This is a genomic window from Niallia endozanthoxylica, from assembly GCF_008710145.1.
GTDB lineage: Bacteria > Bacillota > Bacilli > Bacillales > Cytobacillaceae > Bacillus_BD > Bacillus_BD endozanthoxylica.
In genome coordinates, this window is record NZ_VYKL01000033.1 from 19,344 (window position 1) to 45,482 (window position 26,139).

Consider the following 26,139-nt stretch of genomic DNA (forward strand, 5'->3'; position numbering starts at 1 on the left):
TCTCTCGAACACTTTTCCTATTATATAGTGTCATGAGGTAAATTTCAAGCTATATTAATATATTTTAGATTGGTATTACTGCCTATTTTTAGCCATAAAGGATATATCAGATGTGTAAGCGTGTTCCATACATATATAATAGAAGAAATACATATATAGAAAAAAGCAGATGGGTCGTCACCCATCTGCTTTCAGTATATCTATCTTTTATTACTCAGTGATTGTAGCAACAGATCCAGCGCCTACTGTACGGCCACCTTCACGGATTGAGAACTTAGTTCCTTCTTCGATAGCGATTGGAGCAATAAGTTCTACAGTCATTTCAATGTTATCGCCAGGCATAACCATTTCAACACCTTCAGGTAGTTGAATGATACCAGTTACGTCAGTTGTACGGAAGTAGAACTGAGGGCGGTAGTTTGAGAAGAATGGAGTGTGACGTCCACCTTCTTCTTTTGAAAGAACGTATACTTGAGCTTTGAATTTTGTGTGTGGTTTGATTGTACCTGGTTTAGCAAGTACTTGACCACGTTGGATATCTTCACGAGCAACCCCACGAAGAAGAGCACCGATGTTATCTCCAGCTTCAGCATAATCAAGAAGCTTACGGAACATTTCAACACCTGTTACTGTTGTTTGTTTTGGTTCTTCAGTGAAACCAGTGATGTCTACAACGTCTCCAACTTTAACTTGTCCACGCTCAACACGACCAGTAGCAACTGTTCCACGACCAGTGATTGAGAATACATCCTCAACAGGCATCATGAATGGTTTGTCAGTGTCACGAGTTGGGTTTGGAACATACTCGTCAACTGCAGCCATAAGTTCAAGAACTTTTTCTTCCCACTCTGCTTCACCTTCAAGAGCTTTAAGAGCAGAACCTTTAACAACAGGAATGTCATCGCCAGGGAAATCGTATTCAGATAATAGGTCACGAATTTCCATTTCAACTAATTCTAATAATTCTTCGTCATCAACCATATCACATTTGTTCATGAATACAACTAGGTAAGGAACACCTACTTGACGAGAAAGAAGAATGTGCTCACGAGTTTGTGGCATTGGACCGTCAGCAGCAGATACTACTAGGATACCACCGTCCATTTGCGCAGCACCAGTGATCATGTTTTTAACATAGTCAGCGTGTCCTGGGCAGTCAACGTGTGCATAGTGACGGTTTGCAGTTTCATACTCAACGTGAGAAGTATTGATTGTGATTCCACGCTCTTTTTCTTCAGGAGCGTTATCGATTTGGTCATAACCTTTTGCTTCACCGCCCATTGATTTTGCAAGAACAGTAGTGATAGCAGCTGTTAGAGTTGTTTTACCATGGTCAACGTGACCAATTGTACCAATGTTAACGTGTGGCTTTGTACGATCGAATTTAGCTTTTGCCATTAGGAAAATCCTCCTTTAATATATAAAAGATTAAGTATTTTTATGGCTGTCAGGAAGGGGCCCCTTCCCACAGCTTAACTTACATAAGTAGTTATAATTGATTTTACTTACTAAATCAATTACTCACCTTTATTTTTTTTGATAATTTCTTCAGAAATTGATTTTGGTACTTCTTCATAATGATCAAAGTGCATAGAGAATACACCGCGACCTTGTGTGCTTGAACGTAATGAAGTAGCATAACCAAACATTTCTGAAAGTGGAACCATCGCTTTAACAACTTGTGCATTTCCGCGTGCTTCCATACCTTCAACGCGTCCACGACGAGCTGTGATTTGACCCATGATATCTCCTAAATATTCTTCAGGGATAACTACTTCAACCCTCATAACAGGTTCAAGGATAACTGGGCTACATTTTGATGCAGCGTTCTTCAATGCAAGTGATGCAGCAATTTTGAACGCCATTTCACTAGAGTCAACATCATGGTAAGATCCATCGAATAATCTTGCTTTAACATCAACTAATGGGAAGCCCGCTAATACACCTCTTTGAAGCGCATCTTCAAGACCAGCTTCAACTGCAGGAATATATTCACGAGGGACAACCCCACCAACGATACCATTTTCAAATTCGAAGCCTTTACCTTCTTCATTTGGAGAGAACTCAATCCAAACATGTCCGAATTGTCCACGTCCACCTGATTGACGAGCGAATTTACCTTCAACTTGTGCAGATTGGCGGAATGTTTCACGGTAAGAAACTTGTGGAGCTCCGACATTTGCTTCTACTTTAAATTCGCGACGCATACGGTCAACGATGATATCTAAGTGAAGCTCACCCATACCAGCAATGATAACTTGTCCAGTTTCTTGATCAGTATGTGCTCTGAATGTTGGGTCTTCCTCTTGAAGCTTTTGTAAAGCCGTTGTCATTTTATCTTGGTCAGCTTTTGATTTTGGCTCAACAGATAGTTGGATAACTGGCTCTGGGAATTCCATAGATTCAAGAATAACAAGATTCTTATCATCACATAGAGTATCACCAGTAGTCGTATCTTTTAAACCAACTGCGGCTGCAATATCTCCAGCATATACTTCAGAGATTTCTTGACGGCTGTTCGCGTGCATTTGAAGGATACGTCCAACACGCTCACGCTTACCTTTTGTAGAGTTTTGGACATATGATCCAGATTGAAGTGTACCAGAGTACACACGGAAGAATGTCAATTTACCTACATAAGGATCTGTCATAACTTTAAATGCAAGTGCTGAGAATGGCTCTTCATCACTAGAATGACGCTCAACCACTTCATCGGACTCTGGAAGAGTTCCTTTGATTGCAGGTACATCAAGTGGTGATGGAAGATAGTCTACAACTGCATTAAGCATTAGTTGAACACCTTTGTTCTTAAATGCAGATCCGCAAATTACTGGGTAAAATTCAACGTTACAAGTTCCTTTACGGATTGCAGCTTTCAATTCTTCCTTAGTAATTTCTTCACCGCCAAGGTATTTTTCCATTAGATTTTCATCTAATTCAGCTACTGCTTCAAGTAATTTTTCACGGTACTCTTCTGCTTGAGCTTTATACTCTTCAGGGATTTCAACTACCTGCATATCGGTACCAAGGTCATTTGCGTACAGAGTTGCATTCATTTCAACTAAGTCAATGATACCATTGAACTCATCTTCAGCACCGATTGGCAACTGAATTGGGTGTGCATTCGCTTGTAAGCGGTCATGGATCGTTCCAACAGAATAAAGGAAATCCGCTCCAAGTTTGTCCATTTTATTAACAAATACAACACGTGGAACACCGTATGTAGTTGCTTGGCGCCAAACTGTTTCAGTTTGAGGCTCAACACCTGACTGAGCGTCAAGTACAGCAACTGCACCATCAAGTACACGAAGTGAACGTTCAACTTCAACAGTGAAGTCTACGTGCCCTGGTGTATCAATAATGTTTACGCGGTGACCAGCCCACTGCGCAGTAGTCGCAGCAGACGTGATCGTGATTCCGCGTTCTTGTTCTTGTTCCATCCAGTCCATCTGAGACGCGCCTTCATGTGTTTCACCGATTTTATGAATTTTACCAGTGTAATAAAGAACACGCTCAGTTGTTGTTGTTTTACCAGCATCGATGTGAGCCATGATGCCGATATTACGTGTATTTGCTAAGGAGAACTCTCTTGCCATATTGTATTTCTCCTTCCTTATTTAAGGATGTTATTAGATAAAAGTTAATCTTACCAACGATAGTGAGCGAAAGCTTTGTTAGCTTCAGCCATTTTGTGAGTATCCTCACGTTTCTTAACAGATGCACCAGAGTTGTTAGCTGCATCTAGAATTTCGTTAGCTAAACGCTCTTCCATTGTTTTCTCACCGCGAAGACGAGAATAGTTAACTAACCAACGAAGACCAAGAGTTGTACGGCGATCAGGACGCACCTCAACTGGTACTTGGTAGTTCGCACCACCAACACGGCGTGCTCTTACTTCAAGAACAGGCATGATGTTTTTTAGCGCTTGGTCGAAAACTTCCATTGGCTCTTTGCCAGTGCGCTCGCGAATGGTATCAAATGCTGCATATAAAATTGCTTGTGATTTACCTCTTTTACCATCAACCATCATTTTGTTGATTAGGCGGGTAACAAGCTTTGAATTGTAAATAGGATCTGGTAACACGTCTCTTTTTGCTACAGGACCTTTACGTGGCATTTTATTTCCTCCTTTCAAGAAAAGGTTATTATATTAGATTATTTTTTTGCAGGTTTCGGTCTCTTCGTACCGTATTTTGAACGTCCTTGCATACGGTTGTTAACTCCAGCAGTATCTAGTGCACCACGAACGATATGGTAACGTACCCCTGGTAAGTCTTTTACACGTCCGCCACGGATTAACACAACACTATGTTCTTGTAGGTTATGTCCGATACCAGGAATGTATGCAGTTACCTCGATTCCGTTAGATAAACGTACACGGGCATATTTACGTAACGCTGAGTTTGGTTTTTTCGGAGTCATTGTACCAACACGAGTACAAACACCACGTTTTTGAGGTGAAGTTAAGTTTGTTTGAGATTTCTTGAAGCTGTTGTACCCTTTGTTAAGTGCTGGTGATTTTGACTTTTCCACGATTGTTTGACGTGGTTTACGTACTAATTGATTAATAGTAGGCATTTTATGTTTCCTCCTTTCACTTTTTTGTAAGCCCACACATCCAGGTGGCTCATTTTAAGGTAAAAACAAAGTCTTTGCAGAACAATTCTACAAAAACGTTATTAACTAATAATTGCTACAACTGCTGCTCCTACTTTAATACCACATATCTTCCCGAGTTTTTTCATCGAGTCAACATAGGTTACTGGAACATTGGCTTCTTCTGCCTGTGTTACGATATTCAACGTCAACCTAGGATCCGCATCCGTCGCAACCAGTACTTCAGATATGCTCTCAGTTTTAAGAGCTCTTGCAGTTTGCTTTGTTCCTATGATAATGCTTTTTGCCTGAAATACTTTTTCATAAGACATAAGAATATCCTCCAAAGTATTCGGTTACTAGGAGCACCTCTAGAATATTATCACTTCGCACCAACGATGTCAACATCGTAATTACTTTTTTTTTGAAGCTATACGAATATGTCTGCATCATCGTGCATATATGATATTTAAATAACAATTATACAGCACTCCCTTATGAGAGTGCTGTACCATCAATTACTCTACTGTTACTGGACTTTCAGACACTTCTTCGTTTGTATATGGTTCAGCTCTGCGATAACGTGACATACCGGTTCCTGCAGGAATTAATTTACCAATAATTACATTTTCCTTCAGACCTAGTAATTCATCGCGTTTTCCTTTAATTGCTGCATCTGTAAGAACCCTTGTTGTTTCTTGGAAGGATGCGGCAGATAAGAAGGAATCTGTTTCTAGTGAAGCTTTTGTTATACCAAGTAACACAGGGCGGCCTGTTGCAGGCAGTTTGCCTTCAAGCAATGCCTTTTCGTTCGCATCTGTGAATTGATGTATATCAAGCAGTGTACCAGGGAGTACGTCTGTTTCACCGGCTTCAATCACACGAACTTTGCGAAGCATTTGACGAACCATAACTTCTACGTGCTTATCGCCGATTTCAACACCCTGCATTCTATATACCTTTTGTACTTCTTTAAGAAGGTACTCTTGTACGGACATAACATCTTTTACTTTGATTAACTCTTTCGGATCGATAGAACCTTCTGTAAGTTCTTGACCTCTTGACACTTCAGAATTAATAGCCACTTTCAACCTTGCTGTATAAGGAGCTGAATATGTGCGTGTTTCCAGCTGGCCTTGAACTACAATTTCATGCTGACGGTCGCGGCCTTCATTAATACCTACAACTACCCCATCAATTTCAGAGATAACTGCTTGACCTTTCGGGTTACGTGCTTCGAAAATTTCCTGGATACGCGGTAAACCTTGTGTAATATCGTCACCGGCAACTCCACCTGTATGGAAAGTACGCATGGTTAACTGTGTACCAGGCTCACCGATAGACTGGGCAGCAATAATACCTACTGCTTCACCCACTTCAACCTCTTGACCTGTCGCAAGGTTGCGGCCGTAACATTTTTTACATACGCCGTGACGAGTGTTACATGTAAAGGCAGTTCGAATCCAGACCTGCTCAATATTGGCATCCATGATTTCAACTGCAAGATCTTCTGTTATTAGGTCATTTTCCGGTACAATCACTTCTTTTGTTTCCGGATGTTTAATCGCTTTTCTTGCATAACGGCCAATTAATCGTTCATCCAAAGGTTCAATGATTTCAGTGCCGTCTTTTAATGCAGAAATCAACATACCTCTGTCTGTACCACAATCATCCTCGCGGACAATAACATCCTGCGCAACATCAACAAGACGTCTTGTTAAGTAACCTGAGTCAGCTGTTTTCAGCGCCGTATCGGCAAGACCTTTACGCGCACCGTGTGTAGAAATGAAGTATTCCAACACCGTTAAGCCTTCACGGAAACTTGAGATAATTGGTAATTCGATGATACGTCCAGCCGGGTTGGCCATCAATCCACGCATACCTGCAAGCTGAGTGAAGTTTGACGCGTTACCACGGGCACCGGAATCACTCATCATAAAGATTGGGTTCGTATTTTCTAAGGAATCCATTAGCTTGGATTGAATGGTATCCTTCGCAGCACTCCAAATTGAGATAACACGATCATAACGCTCATCCTCAGTGATTAATCCACGTCTAAACTGTTTCATCACATTCTCAACTTTTGTATGAGCTTCATCGATAATTTCTTTCTTTTCAGCTAATACCACGATATCCGCAACCCCTACCGTAATACCAGCCTTAGTAGAATACTTAAATCCAAGGTCCTTCATACGGTCAAGCATTCTGGAAGTTTCAGTGATTTTATAGCGTTTGAAGACTTCCGCAATGATATTCCCTAAAATCTTTTTCTTAAACGGATCAACTAATGGCATGTCTTGAATATACGCTTTTACATCAGAGCCTGGCTCTACAAAGTACTTTTCAGGCGTTTCCACTTCAAGATTTCTCTTAGTCGGCTCGTTAATATACGGGAATGAGTTAGGTAAGATTTCATTGAAGACCAATTTACCTACAGTTGTGATTAATAGCTTCTTATTCTGTTCTTCTGTGAACGTCGGATTTTTAAGCGAGCCTGCGCGTACTGCAATACGAGTATGCAAATGTGCATATCCATTTTGATAAGCTAACAAAGCTTCGTTAATATCGTTAAAGACCATTCCTTCTCCAACATAGCCAGCACGTTCTAATGTTAAATAATAATTTCCTAAAACCATGTCCTGTGAAGGTGTAACAACCGGCTTTCCGTCTTTCGGGTTCAAGATGTTTTGAGCTGCAAGCATTAATAAACGTGCTTCAGCCTGCGCTTCAGATGAAAGCGGTACGTGAACAGCCATTTGGTCACCATCAAAGTCCGCATTATAGGCTGTACATACAAGCGGGTGAAGACGGATCGCTCTACCTTCTACAAGAGTTGGTTCGAATGCCTGAATTCCCAATCTGTGAAGTGTTGGGGCACGGTTAAGTAGAACTGGATGCTCCTTAATAACCTCTTCTAAGACATCCCAAATCTCAGGTTGAACTCTTTCGATTTTACGTTTAGCTGATTTAATATTATGGGCTAATCCCTTTTCAACCAGCTCCTTCATAACGAAAGGCTTGAAAAGCTCCAATGCCATTTCTTTCGGAAGACCGCATTGATACATTTTAAGGTTTGGACCTACGACGATAACAGAACGTCCGGAATAATCCACACGTTTACCTAAAAGGTTTTGACGGAAACGTCCTTGTTTACCTTTTAACATATGTGAAAGGGACTTCAGTGGTCTATTACCAGGACCTGTTACCGGACGGCCTCTACGTCCGTTATCGATTAGAGCATCAACAGCTTCCTGCAGCATCCTCTTCTCGTTTTGAACAATAATACTTGGCGCACCAAGATCTAATAATCTTTTTAAGCGGTTATTACGGTTAATAACCCGACGGTATAAATCATTTAAATCTGATGTTGCAAAACGGCCGCCATCAAGCTGAACCATCGGACGAAGTTCAGGAGGAATGACCGGCAGAACATCAAGAATCATCCAAGATGGTTCGTTACCTGAACCACGGAATGCCTCAATTACTTCAAGACGCTTAATCGCACGAGTACGACGCTGTCCTTGAGCTGTTTTCAGCTCTTCTTTCAGCATATCGGCTTCTTTTGTTAAATCGATATCGGAAAGAAGTTTCTTAATTGACTCAGCACCCATTGATGCTTGGAATTTATTCCCGTACTTTTCACGATATGCACGGTATTCTTTTTCAGATAAAAGCTGTTTCTTCTCAAGAGTTGTATCACCTGAATCGGTTACAACGTAAGAAGCAAAATAAATAACTTCTTCCAACGCACGTGGAGACATATCTAAAACAAGTCCCATACGGCTTGGAATCCCTTTAAAGTACCAAATATGTGATACAGGAGCAGCTAATTCGATATGCCCCATACGTTCACGTCGTACTTTCGCGCGCGTTACTTCAACGCCGCATCGATCACAAACTACACCTTTATAGCGAACACGTTTGTATTTACCGCAATGACATTCCCAGTCTTTTTGCGGCCCAAAAATACGTTCGCAAAATAAGCCATCCTTTTCAGGCTTTAATGTACGATAGTTAATCGTTTCTGGTTTCTTTACTTCACCATATGACCATGAGCGAATTTTATCTGGTGATGCCAGGCCAATTTTCATAAACTCAAAATTATTTACATCAAGCAAGGGGCCTACCTCCCTTTTCATCTCCGGGTTCTACCCTAATGCCCCTTTATGGGATAGATAGAATATTACCTGTCCATCTATCCGATAACGGGGATTTCGAAAGCCGTTCACTCTTTAAAGAATATATCTACTCGTTTAATCCAACTTTTTCAGACTCAATATCCTGCGGTTCAGGAGCGACTGTGATTGATTCAGCCTGCTGAATCTCCTCTTCGTCTTCCTGATCACGCATTTCTATTTCTTCTTCATCACCAGATAGGATCTTCACATCCAAACCTAAGCTTTGAAGTTCTTTGATTAATACTTTAAATGACTCCGGAACACCAGGCTCTGGAACATTTTCACCTTTTACAATCGCCTCATATGTTTTCACACGACCAACAACATCATCCGATTTGACTGTTAGGATTTCCTGTAATGTATAAGCAGCACCGTATGCTTCTAGTGCCCATACTTCCATCTCTCCAAAGCGTTGTCCACCAAACTGTGCTTTACCACCAAGCGGCTGCTGTGTAACAAGAGAGTATGGTCCAGTTGAACGGGCGTGAAGTTTGTCATCAACCATATGCGCCAATTTAATCATATACATAACACCAACAGAAACACGGTTATCAAACGGTTCACCGGTTCTGCCATCGTACAGAACGGTCTTGGCATCAGACGCCATTCCGGCTTCTTCAATGGTATCCCAAACATCTTCTTCTGTTGCACCGTCAAATACCGGTGAAGCAACGTGAATATTTAAATATCTTGCTGCCATTCCAAGATGAAGTTCGAGCACCTGACCGATATTCATACGAGAAGGAACCCCTAATGGATTTAACATGATATCAACAGGTGTACCATCTGGTAAGTATGGCATATCTTCCTCAGGTAAAATCCGAGAAATAACCCCTTTATTACCGTGACGGCCCGCCATTTTATCTCCGGCAGAGATTTTACGTTTTTGTACAATATAGACACGAACAAGCTGGTTAACACCAGGAGGCAGCTCATCTCCGTCTTCACGGTTAAAGACTTTAACATCTAAGACAATTCCGCCGCCGCCATGAGGTACACGCAGCGATGTATCGCGAACTTCACGTGCTTTTTCACCAAAAATGGCATGTAATAGACGTTCTTCTGCTGTTAATTCCGTTACCCCTTTAGGTGTAACTTTACCAACAAGAAGGTCTCCATCCTTTACTTCCGCACCGGTACGAATGATTCCGCGCTCATCAAGATTACGCAGGGCATCTTCACCGACATTCGGAATATCACGTGTAATTTCCTCAGGTCCAAGCTTGGTATCACGAGACTCTGATTCATATTCTTCAATATGGATTGAAGTATATACATCGTCCTTTACAAGACGCTCACTCATGATGATGGCATCCTCATAGTTATAACCATCCCAAGTCATAAAGGCAACAAGAACATTTCGACCTAATGCCAGCTCGCCAAGTTCCATTGAAGGTCCATCAGCAAGGACTTCACCTTTTGTTACTCGATTTCCAACTGCAACAATTGGACGCTGGTTATAGCATGTTCCTTGGTTAGAACGGATAAACTTTAATAATTTATATTTATCAAGGTCTCCTTTTACTTCTTGACCATCGATAGTTTTGATTCTGCGTACCCATACTTCACGTGCTTCAACATGCTCCACAATACCTTCATGCTTACAAATCACCGCAGCTCCTGAGTCTTTACCGTTAACATACTCCATACCTGTTCCAACTCGAGGTGCTTCAGGCTGCATAAGCGGAACTGCTTGACGCTGCATGTTCGCTCCCATTAAGGCACGGTTTGAGTCGTCATTTTCAAGGAAAGGAATACATGCAGTCGCAGCTGACACAACCTGCTTTGGCGATACATCCATGTAGTCGATGCGGTCTCGGTTTACCGTTGTATTTTCACCACGGAAACGGGATACTACTTCTTCATCCATAAATGCGCCATTCTCGTCAAGACGAGAGTTGGCCTGTGCAACAACATAATTGTCTTCTTCATCCGCAGTTAAATAATCAATATGGTTTGTTACTCTTCCCGTATCCGGGTCAATCTTCCGGTACGGAGTCTCGATAAAGCCAAACCGGTTAACTTTCGCAAAGGATGATAAGGAGTTAATCAATCCAATGTTTGGTCCCTCAGGCGTTTCAATCGGACACATACGTCCATAGTGGGAATAGTGAACGTCACGAACTTCCATTCCAGCACGTTCACGCGTTAAACCACCAGGTCCTAATGCAGATAAACGACGTTTATGTGTCAATTCTGCAAGCGGATTTGTCTGATCCATGAATTGTGACAACTGAGAGCTTCCAAAGAACTCTTTAATTGATGCAATAACAGGACGAATATTAATTAACTGCTGCGGTGTGATTGTATTTGTATCCTGGATGGACATTCTTTCACGAACCACACGCTCCATTCTAGACAAACCAATTCGGAATTGGTTTTGCAGCAGCTCACCAACAGAGCGCAGACGTCTGTTTCCTAAGTGGTCAATATCATCCGTATTTCCTACATCATGTAATAGATTAAAGAAGTAACTGATTGATGCGATAATATCAGCCGGTGATATGTGTTTCACTGCTTCTTCTACATAGGCATTGCTTATAACGTTGATTACTTTTTCATCTTCATTTGGAGCGTAAATTTTAACTGACTGCAGAACCACTTCTTCTTCTACTACACCGCCATATGGAGTAATCGTTCTAAAACCAATATTCTTTTCTAGATTTGGAATGATACGATCTAATGTACGGCGGTCAAGCAAGGTTCCCTTTTCAGCAATAATCTCACCTGTTTCAGGATCGACTAAGGTCTCAGCCAAACGCTGTCCAAACAAACGATTTTTTATATGAAGCTTTTTATTAATCTTGTAGCGTCCAACGTTGGCAAGGTCATAGCGTTTCGGATCAAAGAACCTTGAAACTAATAAACTTTTTGCGTTGTCAACTGTTGGCGGTTCACCAGGACGTAATCGCTCATATATTTCTAATAAGGCCTTTTCTGTGCCTTCTGTATTATCTTTTTCTAATGTGTTACGCAGATACTCATTGTCTCCAATTAAATCAAGAATTTCCTGATCAGAGCCAAACCCTAGTGCACGCAAAAGAACCGTAACAGGGAGTTTCCGGGTACGATCAATCCTCACATACACAACATCTTTCGCATCTGTCTCATATTCAAGCCATGCACCGCGATTTGGAATAACAGTAGCTGTAAAGCCCTTTTTCCCATTTTTATCTAGTTTCCCACTGTAGTAGACGCTTGGTGAACGCACAAGTTGGGAAACGATAACACGCTCTGCACCATTTATGACAAAGGTTCCTGTTTCTGTCATAAGAGGGAAGTCACCCATAAAGACATCTTGGTCTTTGACCTCTCCTGTTTCTTTATTTACAAGACGTACCTTCACACGCAATGGTGCGGAATATGTAACATCTCGTTCTTTCGATTCTGGAACAGAATACTTTGGTTCGCCAAGACTGTAATCAATAAATTCTAGAGATAGATTACCTGTAAAATCTTCAATTGGTGAAATATCCTGGAACATTTCACGTAACCCTTCATCAAGAAACCACTGATAGGAAGAGGTTTGTATTTCAATGAGATTTGGTAATTCTAAAACTTCACTGATCCGTGCGTAACTTCTTCGTTGGCGGTGTCGTCCATACTGAACTAGTTGACCTGTCAACTCATTCACCCCTCAAATCAAGCGTTTTTAATATTTATTGCCATCTTATAGAAGGAATTTCCCCTAGCCTATAAGACAAAAAGAAAAAGGGTTTTTAACTCAAAAACCACATTCTCACATTACGACTATTATTTGGTTATTTTCTCCAAATTAATCAAATTTTATACAAAGTCGTATAAAATTAGTAATAAAGAGAAATTAATCTATTGGCATTTTACAATGCTAACACAACAGTTAGGGCTAGTCAATATTTTTATTTCATTTCTGCAAAGGATATTGACAATCTCATAAACGTAACCTTATTCACTTTTCTTTGCTTTTATAATAAAGTAGCCCCTCTTCTTCTCAACTGTCTCCACTTCATCAAACAGCTCAGATAGCTTTGCTATCGTCGACGGTGCCCCTTGCTTTTTTTGAATCACGACCCATAGTTCTCCCATAGGCAAAAGACAGGAAAAGCTTTGCTCATAAATATCATGAACCACTTCTTTACCAGCCCGAATCGGCGGATTAGTGAGAATAACAGCAAATTTTCTTTCTGCTACAGAGGATAAACGATCACTTTCATAAATTTCTATGTTATGTATACCGTTTAATTCACTATTTTCCATCGCAAGCTTTAAAGCGCGTAAATTCACATCAACCATATGAACCATTCTTTCAGGCCATTGTTTCGCAACAGCTAGACCGATTGGTCCATAGCCGCATCCGACATCAAGTACATCGCCGGGTACATCGGGCATTTCAAAAGCTTCAATTAATAATCTTGACCCAAAATCTACTTCATTTTTCGAAAAAACACCGTTATCAGTTTTAAAACGAAAGCTGACATTTCTCAAAGTATAGTTCCATAGTTTGGGATCACTTTCAACATTCTGATTTCGGGAATAATAATGCTCGGACATGTTTTCACCTCCGCTGGTGAGTAATGAATAATCAAATGTATGAGGAATATTCTTGAGTAGTAAAGATATAGATAGACAAAAAAAGCTCGCTTACACAGCGAGCTTTTTGTTGTAAAAATTACTTAACTTCAACGCCAGCTCCAACTTCTTCAAGCTTAGCTTTAACTTCTTCTGCTTCTTCTTTAGAAACGCCTTCTTTAATTGGCTTTGGAGTGTTGTCAACAAGTTCTTTTGCTTCTTTAAGTCCAAGACCTGTGATTTCACGTACGACTTTAATAACTTTGATTTTTTGATCTCCAGCAGAAGCTAGGATTACATCAAAATCAGTTTTTTCTTCAACAGCAGCACCAGCGCCACCAACAACAGCTACAGGAGCTGCAGCAGTTACACCAAACTCTTCTTCGATTGCTTTTACTAGGTCATTTAATTCTAAAACAGTCATATTTTTAACTGCTTCAATGATTTGTTCTTTAGTCATGATTGAATTTCCTCCTTATGTTTTGGGGTTTAAATTTATAATAAAACGGTTAACTTACGCGCTTTGTTCTTCCTTCTGATCTGCAACAGCTTTTGCTGCAAGAGCAAGGTTGCGGATAGGAGCTTGAAGTACGCTGAGTAACATAGAAAGTAAGCCTTCGCGAGATGGAAGTTCAGCAAGAGCCTTCACTTCTTCAACTGTAGCGACATTACCTTCAATAATACCTGCTTTAATTTCTAATGCTTCGTGCTTCTTAGCGAAGTCATTGATGATTTTTGCAGGAGCAACTACATCTTCAGTACTGAATGCAATTGCATTAGGGCCTGTTAGATATTCGTTAAGACCTGAAAGTTCAACAGAATCCGCTGCACGACGAGTCATAGTATTTTTGTATACTTTGAAATCGATGCCAGCTTCACGTAGCTGCTTACGAAGTTCAGTAACTTCAGCAACAGTTAAACCACGATAATCAACAACAACTGTTGATACACTTGATTTTAATTTATCAGCGATTTCATCGACGATTTGTTTCTTTTGTTCAATAACGCTGCTCATCTTTACACCTCCTGTAAGAATTACTGCATTTATACCAGACAATAAAATACCTCCATACTGATACAGACATGGAGGTAGTATACAATAGCCGCTAAAATAAGTGCGTTTTATAATCTATCGTATGACCTCGGCAGGAAATTAAGCGATTTGAGCACCTGCTGTCTTCGGTACAAATGTTATTAGTTTTTAACAACAAAATCTATTGTAACCAATAGGGCTGTTATTGTCAACATTTATTTATTATTTACCTGCTGTAGCAGGATCAATTTTAACACTAGGTCCCATAGTAGAAGTAACAGCTACGTTCTTCATGTAAGTACCTTTTGCAGCCGCAGGCTTAACCTTAAGCATTGTATCGAAAATTGTGTTGAAGTTTTCAACAAGCTTTTCATTTTCAAAAGAAACCTTACCAATTGGAACATGGATATTACCAGCTTTATCAACACGGTATTCCACTTTACCAGCCTTAATTTCGTTAACTGCTTTTGTAACGTCGAACGTTACTGTTCCTGTTTTAGGGTTTGGCATTAAACCTTTCGGTCCTAATGTACGACCTAATTTACCAACTTCACCCATCATATCAGGTGTAGCAACGATTACATCGAATTCAAACCAGCCTTGAGTGATTTTGTTGATATATTCAGAATCTCCAACATAATCTGCGCCAGCAGCTTCGGCTTCTTTAGCTTTTTCACCTTTAGCAAATACTAGGACTCTTTGAGTTTTACCAGTTCCGTTAGGAAGTACAACTGCTCCACGGATTTGTTGATCTGCTTTCTTCGGGTCAACTCCTAAACGGAATGCTACTTCAACAGATGCATCAAATTTTGTAAAGCTTGTTTGTTTCACAAGTTCTACTGCCTCACCGATAGGGTAAGCCTTCGTACGATCTACAAGCTTCGCAGCTTCTACATACTTCTTACCTTTTTTAGCCATTTTATATTTCCTCCTATATTGTGGTTTTAGCGGAATTTCCTCCCACGTATAAAGCAAACCGCCTTTTGTTATAAAAACTTAGGCGATGTAGGTAAACAGATATAAAGGTTGCGAGTAGAACATATTCATCCCCGCAACCTTTTTGTTAACCATCATTTACGGCATGGATTAGTCTTCAATAACAATGCCCATGCTGCGTGCAGTACCTTCAACCATACGCATTGCTGCTTCAACATCAGCTGCGTTTAAGTCAGGCATTTTAGTTTCAGCAATCTCGCGTACTTTATCACGCTTAACTGTAGCTACTTTATTACGATTTGGTTCACCAGAACCAGATTCGATTCCAGCTGCCTTTTTAAGTAAAACAGCAGCAGGTGGAGTTTTCGTAATAAATGTAAATGAACGGTCCTCAAATACCGTAATTTCAACCGGAATGATTAATCCAGCTTGTTCAGCTGTACGAGCGTTAAACTCCTTACAGAATCCCATGATGTTAACACCGGCTTGACCAAGAGCAGGACCAACTGGTGGAGCTGGATTAGCTTTAGCTGCAGGGATTTGTAATTTAACAACTTTAATTACTTTTTTAGCCACGAGACACACCTCCTTAAGTCCGTGATGTGGTAATAGGGTCTCGGCTTTTTGAGTCCCTCCCACTCAATCTATAGTCTCTATTTAAAATAAGAAACTTTATTAGCGTCCCGTTTTTCAACAGGGACATACTGACCTTTGAAATATTACCACTTTTTCATTTCGATTTCAAGTTCTTATTTATATTTTTTCAACTTGTGTGTATTCAAGCTCAACCGGAGTATCTCGGCCAAACATATTAACAAGCACTTTAATCTTTGCCTTATCTTTATCAATCTCTTCAATAGAGCCTTCAAAGTTAGCGAACGGACCTTCCTTAACCTTCACCATTTCACCAATTTCAAAGTCTATATCTACTCTTCTTTCATCTACACCTAAATGCTTAAGAATAGAATTTATTTCATCTGGCAGTAATGGAGTCGGCTTTGAACCAGCACCTGCAGAACCGACAAATCCCGTTACTCCCGGCGTATTTCGAACAACATACCAAGAATCATCAGTCATAACCAATTCAACTAGTACATATCCAGGAAATACCTTTCTTTTTACAACCTTTTTCTTGCCGTTTTTTACATCTGTTTCTTCTTCCTCAGGAACAATAACCCGAAAGATTTTATCCTGCATTGCCATTGATTCTACACGTTTTTCTAAATTTGCCTTTACTTTGTTCTCGTAACCTGAGTACGTATGAACAACATACCAATTTTTTTCCATTCAAGAGGACTTTGCGTCCTTCCCTCCCTGTTATTTATTGAATTTATGGTTATAAAGCGGTATTTTCTTTACTTGAAAAACTTTTCTTTACAAACCAAAAAACCCGTTTCCGGGCTTTGTAAAGTTTTCCTTTTGTTTCTATCCCCATTATACCATCAGTTGCCGGGAGTTATTCAAGAATTAAACGAATCAATTCAGAAATACCTAAGTCAATGACAGCGAAAAAGAGTGAAAAGAATGTCACAGTAGCAAGAACAGTAACCGTGTAGTTGGTAAGCTCCTTACGTTTCGGCCAGCTAACCTTTCTCATTTCACGTCCAACTTCACGGAAAAATTTCACGATGCGTTGCATTTCGTAACCTCCAAACTGAAGTGATGCTTTTTTCCTCTCTATGAAAAGTCGCTATTTTGTTTCACGGTGTACTGTATGAGCCTGACATTGATCACAATGCTTTTTTAACTCAAGACGATCCGAATCCTTTTTACTCATGGTTGTGTAGTTTCGAGAGCCACACTCCGAACATGCAAGGATAACCTTTTTTCTCATTTACGCACCCACTATAGCTTCTTTTGTACCTTTAAAAATGTAACATGGCGGACAAGGCATGTCAATAACAGGTAATTACACCTATATCCCTCGCTATTGTGAGAATTCCCTAATTTCCAAGTAGCGCTCGAGTTTTCGCTTCACTCGCTGAAGGGCATTATCAATTGATTTAACATGCCTGTTCAATTCCTCTGAGATTTCCTGATACGACTGTCCATCCAAATAAAGAGCAAGAACCTTTCTCTCAAGATCACTCAGCAGTTCTGCCATTTTTATTTCAATATGATCAAATTCTTCTTGGTTAATAATCAATTCCTCAGGGTCTAAAACCTTTGCTCCTGAAATAACATCCATTAACGTGCGATCGGATTCTTCATCATAAATTGGTTTATCTAATGACACATACGAATTTAATGGAATATGCTTTTGTCTTGTTGCTGTTTTAATAGCTGTAATAATTTGTCTTGTAATACAGAGCTCTGCGAAGGCCTTGAAGGATGACAGCTTGTCCTCTTTGAAATCACGTATTGCTTTAAATAAGCCAATCATGCCCTCTTGCACAATATCCTCCCGGTCCGCTCCAATTAAAAAATAAGATCTTGCTTTAGCCCGCACAAAATTGCGATACTTATGAATCAAAAAGTCAAGTGCTTCACTTTCACCCTTGTGAACTAAATCAATAATCTCTTCGTCCTCAAGCTGCATATATTGTACGTTATTGTCGCTAAGCTTCGTCCCGATGTAAGAATTCACCACAGATCCCCCCGACCGCAAAAGCATGATTAGAGTTATTATACAGCACACTTTTTTCCAACGTCAACCAATCATTACCGTTCACGGCGCCATTTTTCAAAAATTTCAGCCAATTCTTTACTTAACGGAATTTTTGACAGCGGTCTTTTTTCTTCGATCTTCTTCACTTTCTTTTCGATTCCTTTTTCAATCAAGTCCATTTCAATGAGGAGCTCCCGTGCCGATTTCCTTAATGCGCCTTGTCCAAAGATTGCCCACTGCTCGGTATAATCCGATGTAGCCACATGTATTTGTGTTTTTCGATTACTTAAATCGATGGCAAGTCTTTCAATTCTTTCATCAGCCGTTTCATTTTCCTTTGTAAAAATGACCTCAACCTGATAGTTTTTATATTTTTTTTCAATTCCCTGTACCCCGTAGGCGTCAAAAACGATAATCACCCGATAACCGGTAAAGGCTTGATACTCAGCCATTTTCTCGACCAATACATCTCTTGCTGCTGCTAAATCCTTATTCTTAAATTCCACTAAATCAGGCCATGCTCCAATAATGTTATATCCGTCCACCAGCAAAATATCCATTTTTATCCCTCAAGTGGGTTACGTTTTCGATAAACCTCATACATGAGCAATGCGGCAGCAACCGAGGCATTTAGCGAAGTGACTTTTCCCGCCATTGGCAGCCTGATGAGAAAATCACATTTATCTCGAACAAGCCGTCCCATACCTTTTCCTTCACTGCCAATCACAAGACCAAGCGGCATTGTACCATCAAATTGCCGATAATCCTCTTTCCCTTTAGCATCGGTCCCCACAATCCAAATGCCTCTTTCTTTTAATTCATCAATGGTCCTTGCCATATTTGTTACCCTTACAACAGGAATATGCTCGATTGCACCTGTTGAGGCTTTTGCTACTGTAGCGGTTAAGCCTACTGCCCGCCGCTTTGGAATAATAATTCCATGGGCACCGGTTGCGTCAGCTGTTCTCATAATTGAACCCAAATTATGCGGGTCCTCTATTTCATCCAAAAGTAAAAAGAATGGAGTTTCTTTTTGCTTTTCTGCTTTTGCAAATAAATCATCAATTTCTGCATACTGGTAGGCAGCAACCTGGGCTAGCACCCCTTGATGATTTCCTTCTGCTAAACTATCTAATTTCTTTTTCGGTACAAATTGTACGAGAACATTTAATTCCTTTGCCAGACTCGTAATCTGCTGCATTTGCCCACGCTGTGATCCTTCTGCAATTAAGATTTTGTTAATATCCCGCTCTGACTTTAATGCTTCAATAACGGGATTTTTTCCCATAATGTAATCATGTTCTTGCACCATGTGACCCTCCTTCTTTCATTTCGTCAATCAGTCGAAAAGCATAGTCAATTACTTCCTCAAGCCGTTCTTTATTCCCAGCCAAATATAATGAGCCAAGAAGTGCTTCAAACGCTGTACTATACCGGTAAGTTTGAACATCGGTGTTTTTGGGAACGGAACCCGATTTTGCATTCCGTCCCCTCTTTATCACAGCTATTTCTTCCTCTTCAAAATAACCTTCCTCCAGCATTTGATGGAGCACACCTGCTTGGGCCTTTGCTGACACATAGCTGGTCGCAGCTTTATGAAGCAAATGCGGCTTTACCTGACCGTTTTGCAGCAAATGATATCGTACATACGTTTCAAAAACAGCATCTCCCATATAGGCAAGGGCTAGACTGTTTAAAAGCTTTTCATTTACTTTTTGTTCATAATGCAGCATTTCTTAGCCTCTTTTCCATCTCGTACCTTGTGGTGTATCTTCTAAGATGATATTCATATCCTTTAATTGATCACGTATTTGATCAGATAACTGGAAATCTCGGTCTTTACGAGCTTGAATTCTTTTTGCTATTAATGCCTCAATGTCTTCATCTAGAAGCTCTTCTTCCTTCAGCTGCAGCCCTAGTACATTGGTAAGTTCTTCAAACTGATTCATAAAACGTTCAATGACGTTTGTATCTGTATTTTTTTCCATTAGATAACGATTGGCAAGGCTTGACATCTCAAAAAGAACTGAAATCGCATTTGCCGTGTTAAAGTCATCATCCATATGTTGATTAAATTGTTCATGCAGTCCATTCATTTCTTCGAGCCAAACAGCGTTATTATCCGTTAAATTGGCGCTCGCTTCTTTGCGGTGACGTAAGTTCTGATAAGATGTTTTAATACGCTCTAGGCCATTTCGGGTATTTTCCAACAACTCATCACTATAATTGATTGGATGACGGTAATGAACGGAAAGCATAAACAAACGTAAAACTTGCGGATTATGTCTTTTGATAATGTCATGAACAAGCACGAAATTACCAAGGGACTTTGACATTTTTTCATTATTAATATTAATATACCCATTATGCATCCAGTAGCGGGCAAATGATTTGCCTGTTAACGCCTCAGATTGGGCGATTTCATTTTCATGATGCGGGAAGGTTAAATCCTGGCCGCCTGCATGGATATCAATCGTATCCCCTAAGTATTTCCTTGCCATTGCAGAGCATTCAATATGCCAGCCCGGTCTCCCTTTTCCCCATGGGCTTTCCCAATAAATCTCACCCTCCTTCGCCGCCTTCCAGAGAGCAAAGTCAAGTGAGTCCTGCTTCTTCTCACCTACTGCGATTCTCGCACCAACACGCAGTTCATCAATGGATTGATGCGAAAGCTTGCCATAACCATCAAATCGACGTGTATGGAAATAGACGTCACCTTCAGACTCATAAGCGTAACCCTTTTCAATTAGTGTTTTAATAAAGTCGATAATAATGTCCATACTTTCTGTTACACGGGGATGAACATCTGCTTTTTTACAGCCTAAGGCACTAACATCTTCAAAATAAGCTTGAATAAACCGATTAGCAATTGTTGGTACATCTTCTCCAATTTCATTCGCCGCTCTGATTAATTTATCATCTACATCCGTAAAGTTAGAAATATAACGGACATCATAGCCCCGATACTCCAAATATCTTCTGACGGTATCAAACACAATAGCCGGGCGCGCATTACCGATATGAATGTAATTATAAACGGTCGGCCCGCACACATACATTTTTACTTTTCCTTCCTCGATAGGGATAAAGTCTTCCTTTTTTCTTGTCAAAGTATTATAGATTTGAATAGTCATGCTTTTTAGCACTCCTTTCCTTTCTTAGTGTTTCCAATTCCAACTTTAATTTTTTTATTTCATCCTGCAATTCATTCAACCGGTCTGAAACAGGATCTGGCAAATTAGCATGGTTTAAATCTTTATTCACTTTTACTCCATCCTGTACTTTTATACGTCCAGGTATACCTACCACCGTAGACTGCGGCGGGACGTCTTTCAAAACAACTGACCCGGCGCCAATTTTGGCATTTTCGCCTATGACGATAGAGCCCAATACTTTAGCACCTGTTGCAATTAAGACGTTATCTCGTATTGTTGGATGGCGCTTTCCTTTCTCTTTCCCCGTACCGCCTAATGTTACCCCTTGATAGATGGTTACATTATCACCAATTTCGCATGTTTCTCCTATGACGACCCCCATTCCGTGGTCAATAAAGAGCCGTTTTCCAATTACAGCACCTGGGTGAATCTCGATTCCCGTAAAAAACCTGCTAATTTGCGAAACAACCCGTGCAAGAAAGAAAAATTTCTTTTTGTGCAGTAAATGAGCTAAACGATGTGACCAGATAGCGTGCAGACCTGAGTAGGTTAAAATAACCTCAATATAACTTCTCGCCGCAGGATCTTGCTCAAAAATAACCTCAACATCCTCTTTTAAATTTTTAAACATCAGACTCACCCTCCCTAAATCGAAATAAATAAAAAAATGCGTCTCTGTCATAAAGACAGAGACGCATTTTCTGCGCGGTTCCACTCTGTTTAGGCCTCTAAGAGACCTCCACTCTGCCCTAGTAACGGAAGGGAGTCCGCCCATATCTACTAAAAATTCAGTTCGACACAGGACTCTGAGACGCATTCAAAAAATGAGAGGCTTAAACCACTTTCAGCCGCTGATGGTTCTCTCTAGCAAAGCATCACTTTTTTACTCTTTCTCATCAACACTTTAAACATTATTCTGCTACATTTACTATATTACACTTTTATGAATATGTTAATCAAATTATTTTCATTACGCGAGTTTTTACTTTTTCTTTTCCTAAAAGCTCAATTGCCTTCATTAAATCAGGACCATGTGTTTGTCCAGTAGTTGCGACCCGGATTGGCATAAAGAGGTTCTTCCCCTTATGGCCAGTAGACTTTTGCACTGCTTTAACAGCCTTCTTAATTTCGTCTGCTGTAAAGAATTCCAGGCTCTCAATTTCACTTAAAAAGGCTGACAGAACTTCTGGTACTTGCTCTCCTGAAATAACTTCTTTCGCCTCTTCGTCCATGCTGACTACTTCTGTAAAAAATAGCTCTGAAAGCTCAACAATGTCAGCGCCACAGCTCATTTTCTCTTGATTAAGTGCAATCAGCTCACGAGCCCATACATTTTCCTCTTCTGTTCTTGTTTCTTTTGCATATCCCGCTTTTATCAAATGTGGTAATGCAAGCTCTACGACACGATCAAGCTCAATCTTTTTCATGTACTGATTATTCATCCAAGCAAGCTTTTGTTTATCAAACAATGCAGGTGACTTAGACAGACGACTGCTGTCAAAGATATTAATAAACTCTTCGCGTGTGAAAATTTCTTCTTCCCCTTCAGGAGACCAACCTAATAGAGCAATGAAATTAAACAATGCTTCCGGAATATAGCCAAGCTCTTCATATTGCTCAATAAATTGAATAATGGTTTCATCACGTTTACTAAGTTTTTTTCTGCTTTCATTTACAATAAGTGTCATATGACCAAAAGCAGGACGCTCCCAGCCAAACGCATCATAAATCATCAATTGCTTTGGTGTATTGGAAATATGATCATCACCGCGTAATACATGAGAGATTTTCATCAAATAATCATCAACGGTTACCGCAAAGTTATATGTAGGAATGCCATCCTTTTTCACAATAACATGATCACCAATTCCATCACTTTCAAATGATACATTGCCCTTTACCATGTCATCCCATGAGAATACCTGGCCTTCAGGAACTTTAAAACGAATACTTGGTTCTCTTCCTTCGGCTTCTAACTGTTGTTGTTCTTCAAGCGTTAAATGACGGCATTTCCCTGAATATTGCGGTGTTTCATTTCTTGCCATTTGCTCTTCGCGCTCTTTTTCCAGCTCTTCTGGCGTACAATAGCACTTATATGCTTTTCCATTCTCAAGAAGCTCGTTATAGTATCTTTGGTAAATATCATTTCTTTCTGATTGACGATAAGGACCGTATTCTCCTCCAACATCGACGCCCTCGTCCCAATCCATGCCGAGCCATTTTAAATATTTAAGCTGGCTTTGTTCTCCGCCTTCTATGTTACGCTTTTGATCTGTATCTTCAATACGGATAATAAACTTCCCATTTTGATTCCTTGCAAAAAGATAGTTAAATAACGCTGTACGAGCATTACCAATATGCAGATGTCCAGTCGGACTTGGTGCATAACGTACTCGAATTTCGCTTGCCATATCCTCCAACGCCTCCAGTAATATGCAATTTCACATTAATTTCCTATGTATATCTTAGTCAGAATACCCTACTTTTCTCAATAAGACAACCGCTTGTGCAGCAATCCCTTCCCCACGTCCGGTAAAGCCAAGTTTTTCTGTTGTAGTCGCCTTTACATTTATGTTCTCAGGCTTTGTTTCCAGCAAAAGAGCGATTTTCTCCTTCATCGGAACAATATAGGGAGCCATTTTTGGTTTCTGAGCGATGATGGTGCAGTCAGCATTCACCAACTCATATCCGTGGTCCTTTACAATACTCCAAACATGCTGAAGCAGTTTACTTGAATCAGCATCCTTAAATTCAGGATCGGTATCAGGAAAGTGTCTGCCAATATCTCCTTCTCCAATCGCTCCTAAACAAGCATCCGCAACGGTATGCAAAAGTACATCCGCATCCGAGTGACCGAGAAGACCCTTCTCATAGGGAATGGTAATTCCACCAATAATGAGGTCTCTGTTTTCTGCAAACTGATGTACATCAAAACCTTGTCCAATTCGAAACATATCTATTAGCTCCTTTTTATCATACTTCTGCGCTTGCGAATAATCGTCTCCGCAAAAAATAAATCTTCTGGTGTCGTAATCTTGATATTATCATAATTCCCTTCCACAATGATTACATCATGGCCAATCCGCTCAACGAGACTTGCATCGTCCGTTCCTAAAAAGCCCGCTTCCTCTGCCAATTCATAGGCTTGACGCAACAGTGGCATGCGAAAAGCTTGTGGAGTTTGGATTGCCCACAAGCTGGAACGTTCAACCGTCTCTATCACTTTTTGTTCCCTTACCTTTTTCACCGTATCCTTAACTGGAACGGCTAGCACAGATGCACCATACTTCTCCGCTGCCAAAACAAGAGAATGGATTTGGTCCTTATCAATAAATGGACGAGCACCATCATGAACAAGAACAATTTCATTACTTTGTATCACTTTAATACCATTGTATATGCTGTACTGCCTTTCCGACCCGCCTCGAACAATGTTGACTACTTTCCTGATAGCGTATTTCTTTAAGAGACTATCAAACTCTTTTTCATCTTGCTCATTTACTGCAAGAATCACTCCAGAGCAGTTCTCGTCTGCCTCAAATACCTGTAAGGTATGAATTAATACTGGAACTCCATCCAGTTCTAACAAAAGTTTGTTTTTTCCTGCTCCCATTCTTTTTCCCTGACCTGCTGCAGGAATAACGACTTGATAAGGCATAACCCATATCTCCTATCTATGAACGCATGAAAACGCCGGAATAAACTGCCGGCGCCTGAGCGAAGGTTTATAAGCTCAACATGCATATATTCAGTAACTCATCATTTAGAGTGCCTTTTCCAATAACTTTGGTTTGGCAAAAATCATTCTGCCAGCAGATGTTTGTAGAACGCTCGTTACAAGTACATCAAGATGCTTACCAATATAATCACGGCCATCCTCAACAACAATCATAGTGCCGTCATCCAAATAAGCAACCCCCTGGTTATGTTCTTTCCCGTCTTTAATAACTTGAACACTCATTTCTTCTCCTGGCAGCACTACCGGTTTTACCGCATTCGCTAAATCATTAATATTTAATACAGATACCTGCTGAAGCTCACATACTTTATTTAAATTAAAGTCATTTGTTACGACTACTCCACTTGTGATTTTTGCCAACTTCACAAGCTTGCTGTCTACTTCCTGAATTTCATCAAAATCGCCTTCATAGATTTCCACTTTAATCGCAAGCTCCTTTTGGATGCGATTTAAAATATCAAGCCCGCGGCGGCCTCTGTTTCTTTTTAACACATCTGAAGAATCAGCGATATGCTGCAGTTCAGCCAGTACAAATTGAGGAATCACGATTGTTCCTTCCAAGAAACCAGTTTGACATATATCTGCAATTCTACCATCGATGATAACACTCGTATCTAGAATCTTCAAAGCATTTTTGCTCTCTTTTTCCGGTTCTTCTTCTGCTGCTTTTTTCTTCTTATTAGACCATAAATTCAATAATTCATCACGCTTTTTAAACCCGACTGAGAAACCTAAATAACCAAATAAAAGCGTCAGTAAAATCGGTGCAACCGTATTTAAAATGGGTACTTCAATAGCATTAAGTGCATAACCAATTAAAAAGGCAATAATAAGTCCAAAAGCAAGCCCTAAACTACCAAAAAGAATATCTGTAATTGGCGCCTTTACTAATGTCTCTTCAACCCACTTTACAAAATTCACTACATAATCAATCGCCCAAAACGTTATAAAATAAAAAATAATAGAGCCCAAGATAACAGATACATATGGATTATTTATTAGAGGAATGTCATGTAAATTAACTAACTTTAATAAGTCAGGGATTAAAAGGAGTCCCAGTGTCCCTCCAATGATGAGGAAACAAGCTTGAACTATTCGTTTTAACATTCCTTCACCTCCTTTTTATTCATTATAAACAATTTGCAAAAAACAAAACCTATTTACATATATATATTTTACTTTTTTAGTCAATAAAAACTTTGTTATTCTTATCCAATTCCTGTAACATGCTATCTTTAGATTAGCACCCTCTAAAACAATGTGTCAAATAATTAATTTTTCATTTTAACACAGTACCACAGTTAGTTCAATAGTCTTTTTTCGCATAGGTATCATTATACCTATAG

General features: G+C 40.0%; 25 protein-coding genes and 2 other annotated features. All 25 genes read right to left on the reverse strand.

The window, feature by feature from the left end; genetic code table 11:
• Positions 1–210: 210 nt before the first annotated feature.
• Entirely contained in the window at positions 211–1,398 is a 1,188-nt protein-coding gene (tuf, locus tag F4V44_RS19980; RefSeq protein WP_150441782.1) for an elongation factor Tu, read from the reverse strand.
• Positions 1,399–1,517: 119 nt separating this feature from the next.
• Positions 1,518–3,596: an elongation factor G gene (gene fusA / locus F4V44_RS19985; protein WP_150441783.1), complete on the reverse strand. Its 2,079-nt coding sequence runs from the start codon at positions 3,594–3,596 to the stop codon at positions 1,518–1,520.
• Between the two features lie 50 nt (positions 3,597–3,646).
• Positions 3,647–4,117, reverse strand: a complete 471-nt coding sequence (gene rpsG, locus F4V44_RS19990) for a 30S ribosomal protein S7 (protein WP_150441784.1) — start codon at positions 4,115–4,117, stop codon at positions 3,647–3,649.
• A 38-nt stretch (positions 4,118–4,155) separates the two neighbouring features.
• Positions 4,156–4,578, reverse strand: a complete 423-nt coding sequence (rpsL, locus tag F4V44_RS19995) for a 30S ribosomal protein S12 (RefSeq protein ID WP_071396721.1) — start codon at positions 4,576–4,578, stop codon at positions 4,156–4,158.
• A 101-nt stretch (positions 4,579–4,679) separates the two neighbouring features.
• The gene (locus F4V44_RS20000; RefSeq protein ID WP_150441785.1) at positions 4,680–4,928 is read right to left on the reverse strand and encodes a 50S ribosomal protein L7ae-like protein; all 249 of its coding nucleotides are present in this window, start codon (positions 4,926–4,928) and stop codon (positions 4,680–4,682) included.
• Positions 4,929–5,114: 186 nt separating this feature from the next.
• Entirely contained in the window at positions 5,115–8,714 is a 3,600-nt protein-coding gene (gene rpoC, locus F4V44_RS20005) for a DNA-directed RNA polymerase subunit beta' (RefSeq protein ID WP_150441786.1), read from the reverse strand.
• A gap of 127 nt (positions 8,715–8,841) precedes the next feature.
• A complete protein-coding gene (rpoB, locus tag F4V44_RS20010) occupies positions 8,842–12,399 on the reverse strand; it encodes a DNA-directed RNA polymerase subunit beta (RefSeq protein ID WP_150441787.1) in 3,558 nt (1,185 codons plus the stop codon).
• 299 nt (positions 12,400–12,698) lie between these two features.
• Entirely contained in the window at positions 12,699–13,304 is a 606-nt protein-coding gene (locus F4V44_RS20015) for a class I SAM-dependent methyltransferase (RefSeq protein WP_150441788.1), read from the reverse strand.
• Between the two features lie 118 nt (positions 13,305–13,422).
• Entirely contained in the window at positions 13,423–13,782 is a 360-nt protein-coding gene (gene rplL, locus F4V44_RS20020) for a 50S ribosomal protein L7/L12 (RefSeq protein WP_150441789.1), read from the reverse strand.
• A gap of 54 nt (positions 13,783–13,836) precedes the next feature.
• On the reverse strand, positions 13,837–14,337 hold the full coding sequence (gene rplJ, locus F4V44_RS20025; RefSeq protein ID WP_150441790.1) for a 50S ribosomal protein L10: 501 nt from the start codon (positions 14,335–14,337) through the stop codon (positions 13,837–13,839).
• Between the two features lie 34 nt (positions 14,338–14,371).
• Positions 14,372–14,523, reverse strand: a sequence feature (ribosomal protein L10 leader region).
• A 54-nt stretch (positions 14,524–14,577) separates the two neighbouring features.
• The gene (gene rplA, locus F4V44_RS20030; RefSeq protein WP_150441791.1) at positions 14,578–15,273 is read right to left on the reverse strand and encodes a 50S ribosomal protein L1; all 696 of its coding nucleotides are present in this window, start codon (positions 15,271–15,273) and stop codon (positions 14,578–14,580) included.
• Between the two features lie 168 nt (positions 15,274–15,441).
• Complete coding sequence (gene rplK / locus F4V44_RS20035; protein WP_016204545.1) at positions 15,442–15,867, reverse strand: 50S ribosomal protein L11; 426 nt, start codon at positions 15,865–15,867, stop codon at positions 15,442–15,444.
• Between the two features lie 177 nt (positions 15,868–16,044).
• On the reverse strand, positions 16,045–16,578 hold the full coding sequence (gene nusG / locus F4V44_RS20040; protein ID WP_150441792.1) for a transcription termination/antitermination protein NusG: 534 nt from the start codon (positions 16,576–16,578) through the stop codon (positions 16,045–16,047).
• 169 nt (positions 16,579–16,747) lie between these two features.
• Complete coding sequence (gene secE, locus F4V44_RS20045) at positions 16,748–16,930, reverse strand: preprotein translocase subunit SecE (RefSeq protein WP_150441793.1); 183 nt, start codon at positions 16,928–16,930, stop codon at positions 16,748–16,750.
• A gap of 51 nt (positions 16,931–16,981) precedes the next feature.
• Entirely contained in the window at positions 16,982–17,125 is a 144-nt protein-coding gene (gene rpmG, locus F4V44_RS20050) for a 50S ribosomal protein L33 (protein ID WP_150441794.1), read from the reverse strand.
• 93 nt (positions 17,126–17,218) lie between these two features.
• Positions 17,219–17,830, reverse strand: coding sequence for an RNA polymerase sporulation sigma factor SigH (sigH, locus tag F4V44_RS20055; RefSeq protein WP_263406671.1), 612 nt, complete (start codon positions 17,828–17,830; stop codon positions 17,219–17,221).
• Between the two features lie 122 nt (positions 17,831–17,952).
• Positions 17,953–18,459: an NYN domain-containing protein gene (locus tag F4V44_RS20060; RefSeq protein ID WP_150441796.1), complete on the reverse strand. Its 507-nt coding sequence runs from the start codon at positions 18,457–18,459 to the stop codon at positions 17,953–17,955.
• A gap of 2 nt (positions 18,460–18,461) precedes the next feature.
• On the reverse strand, positions 18,462–19,211 hold the full coding sequence (gene rlmB, locus F4V44_RS20065; protein ID WP_150441797.1) for a 23S rRNA (guanosine(2251)-2'-O)-methyltransferase RlmB: 750 nt from the start codon (positions 19,209–19,211) through the stop codon (positions 18,462–18,464).
• Positions 19,195–19,632, reverse strand: a complete 438-nt coding sequence (locus tag F4V44_RS20070) for a Mini-ribonuclease 3 (protein WP_150441798.1) — start codon at positions 19,630–19,632, stop codon at positions 19,195–19,197. The genes rlmB and F4V44_RS20070 overlap by 17 nt, the downstream gene beginning before the upstream one ends.
• 3 nt (positions 19,633–19,635) lie before the next feature.
• Positions 19,636–21,033: a cysteine--tRNA ligase gene (cysS, locus tag F4V44_RS20075; RefSeq protein WP_150441799.1), complete on the reverse strand. Its 1,398-nt coding sequence runs from the start codon at positions 21,031–21,033 to the stop codon at positions 19,636–19,638.
• The gene (cysE, locus tag F4V44_RS20080; protein WP_150441800.1) at positions 21,014–21,685 is read right to left on the reverse strand and encodes a serine O-acetyltransferase; all 672 of its coding nucleotides are present in this window, start codon (positions 21,683–21,685) and stop codon (positions 21,014–21,016) included. Before cysE ends, cysS begins: the two co-directional genes overlap by 20 nt.
• A gap of 54 nt (positions 21,686–21,739) precedes the next feature.
• Positions 21,740–21,963: a binding site (T-box leader), on the reverse strand.
• A 47-nt stretch (positions 21,964–22,010) separates the two neighbouring features.
• Positions 22,011–23,465, reverse strand: a complete 1,455-nt coding sequence (gene gltX / locus F4V44_RS20085; protein ID WP_150441801.1) for a glutamate--tRNA ligase — start codon at positions 23,463–23,465, stop codon at positions 22,011–22,013.
• Between the two features lie 54 nt (positions 23,466–23,519).
• Entirely contained in the window at positions 23,520–24,008 is a 489-nt protein-coding gene (ispF, locus tag F4V44_RS20090; RefSeq protein ID WP_150441802.1) for a 2-C-methyl-D-erythritol 2,4-cyclodiphosphate synthase, read from the reverse strand.
• 5 nt (positions 24,009–24,013) lie between these two features.
• The gene (gene ispD, locus F4V44_RS20095; protein WP_150441803.1) at positions 24,014–24,712 is read right to left on the reverse strand and encodes a 2-C-methyl-D-erythritol 4-phosphate cytidylyltransferase; all 699 of its coding nucleotides are present in this window, start codon (positions 24,710–24,712) and stop codon (positions 24,014–24,016) included.
• A gap of 105 nt (positions 24,713–24,817) precedes the next feature.
• Positions 24,818–25,900: a PIN/TRAM domain-containing protein gene (locus F4V44_RS20100; RefSeq protein ID WP_150441804.1), complete on the reverse strand. Its 1,083-nt coding sequence runs from the start codon at positions 25,898–25,900 to the stop codon at positions 24,818–24,820.
• Positions 25,901–26,139 lie beyond the last annotated feature (239 nt).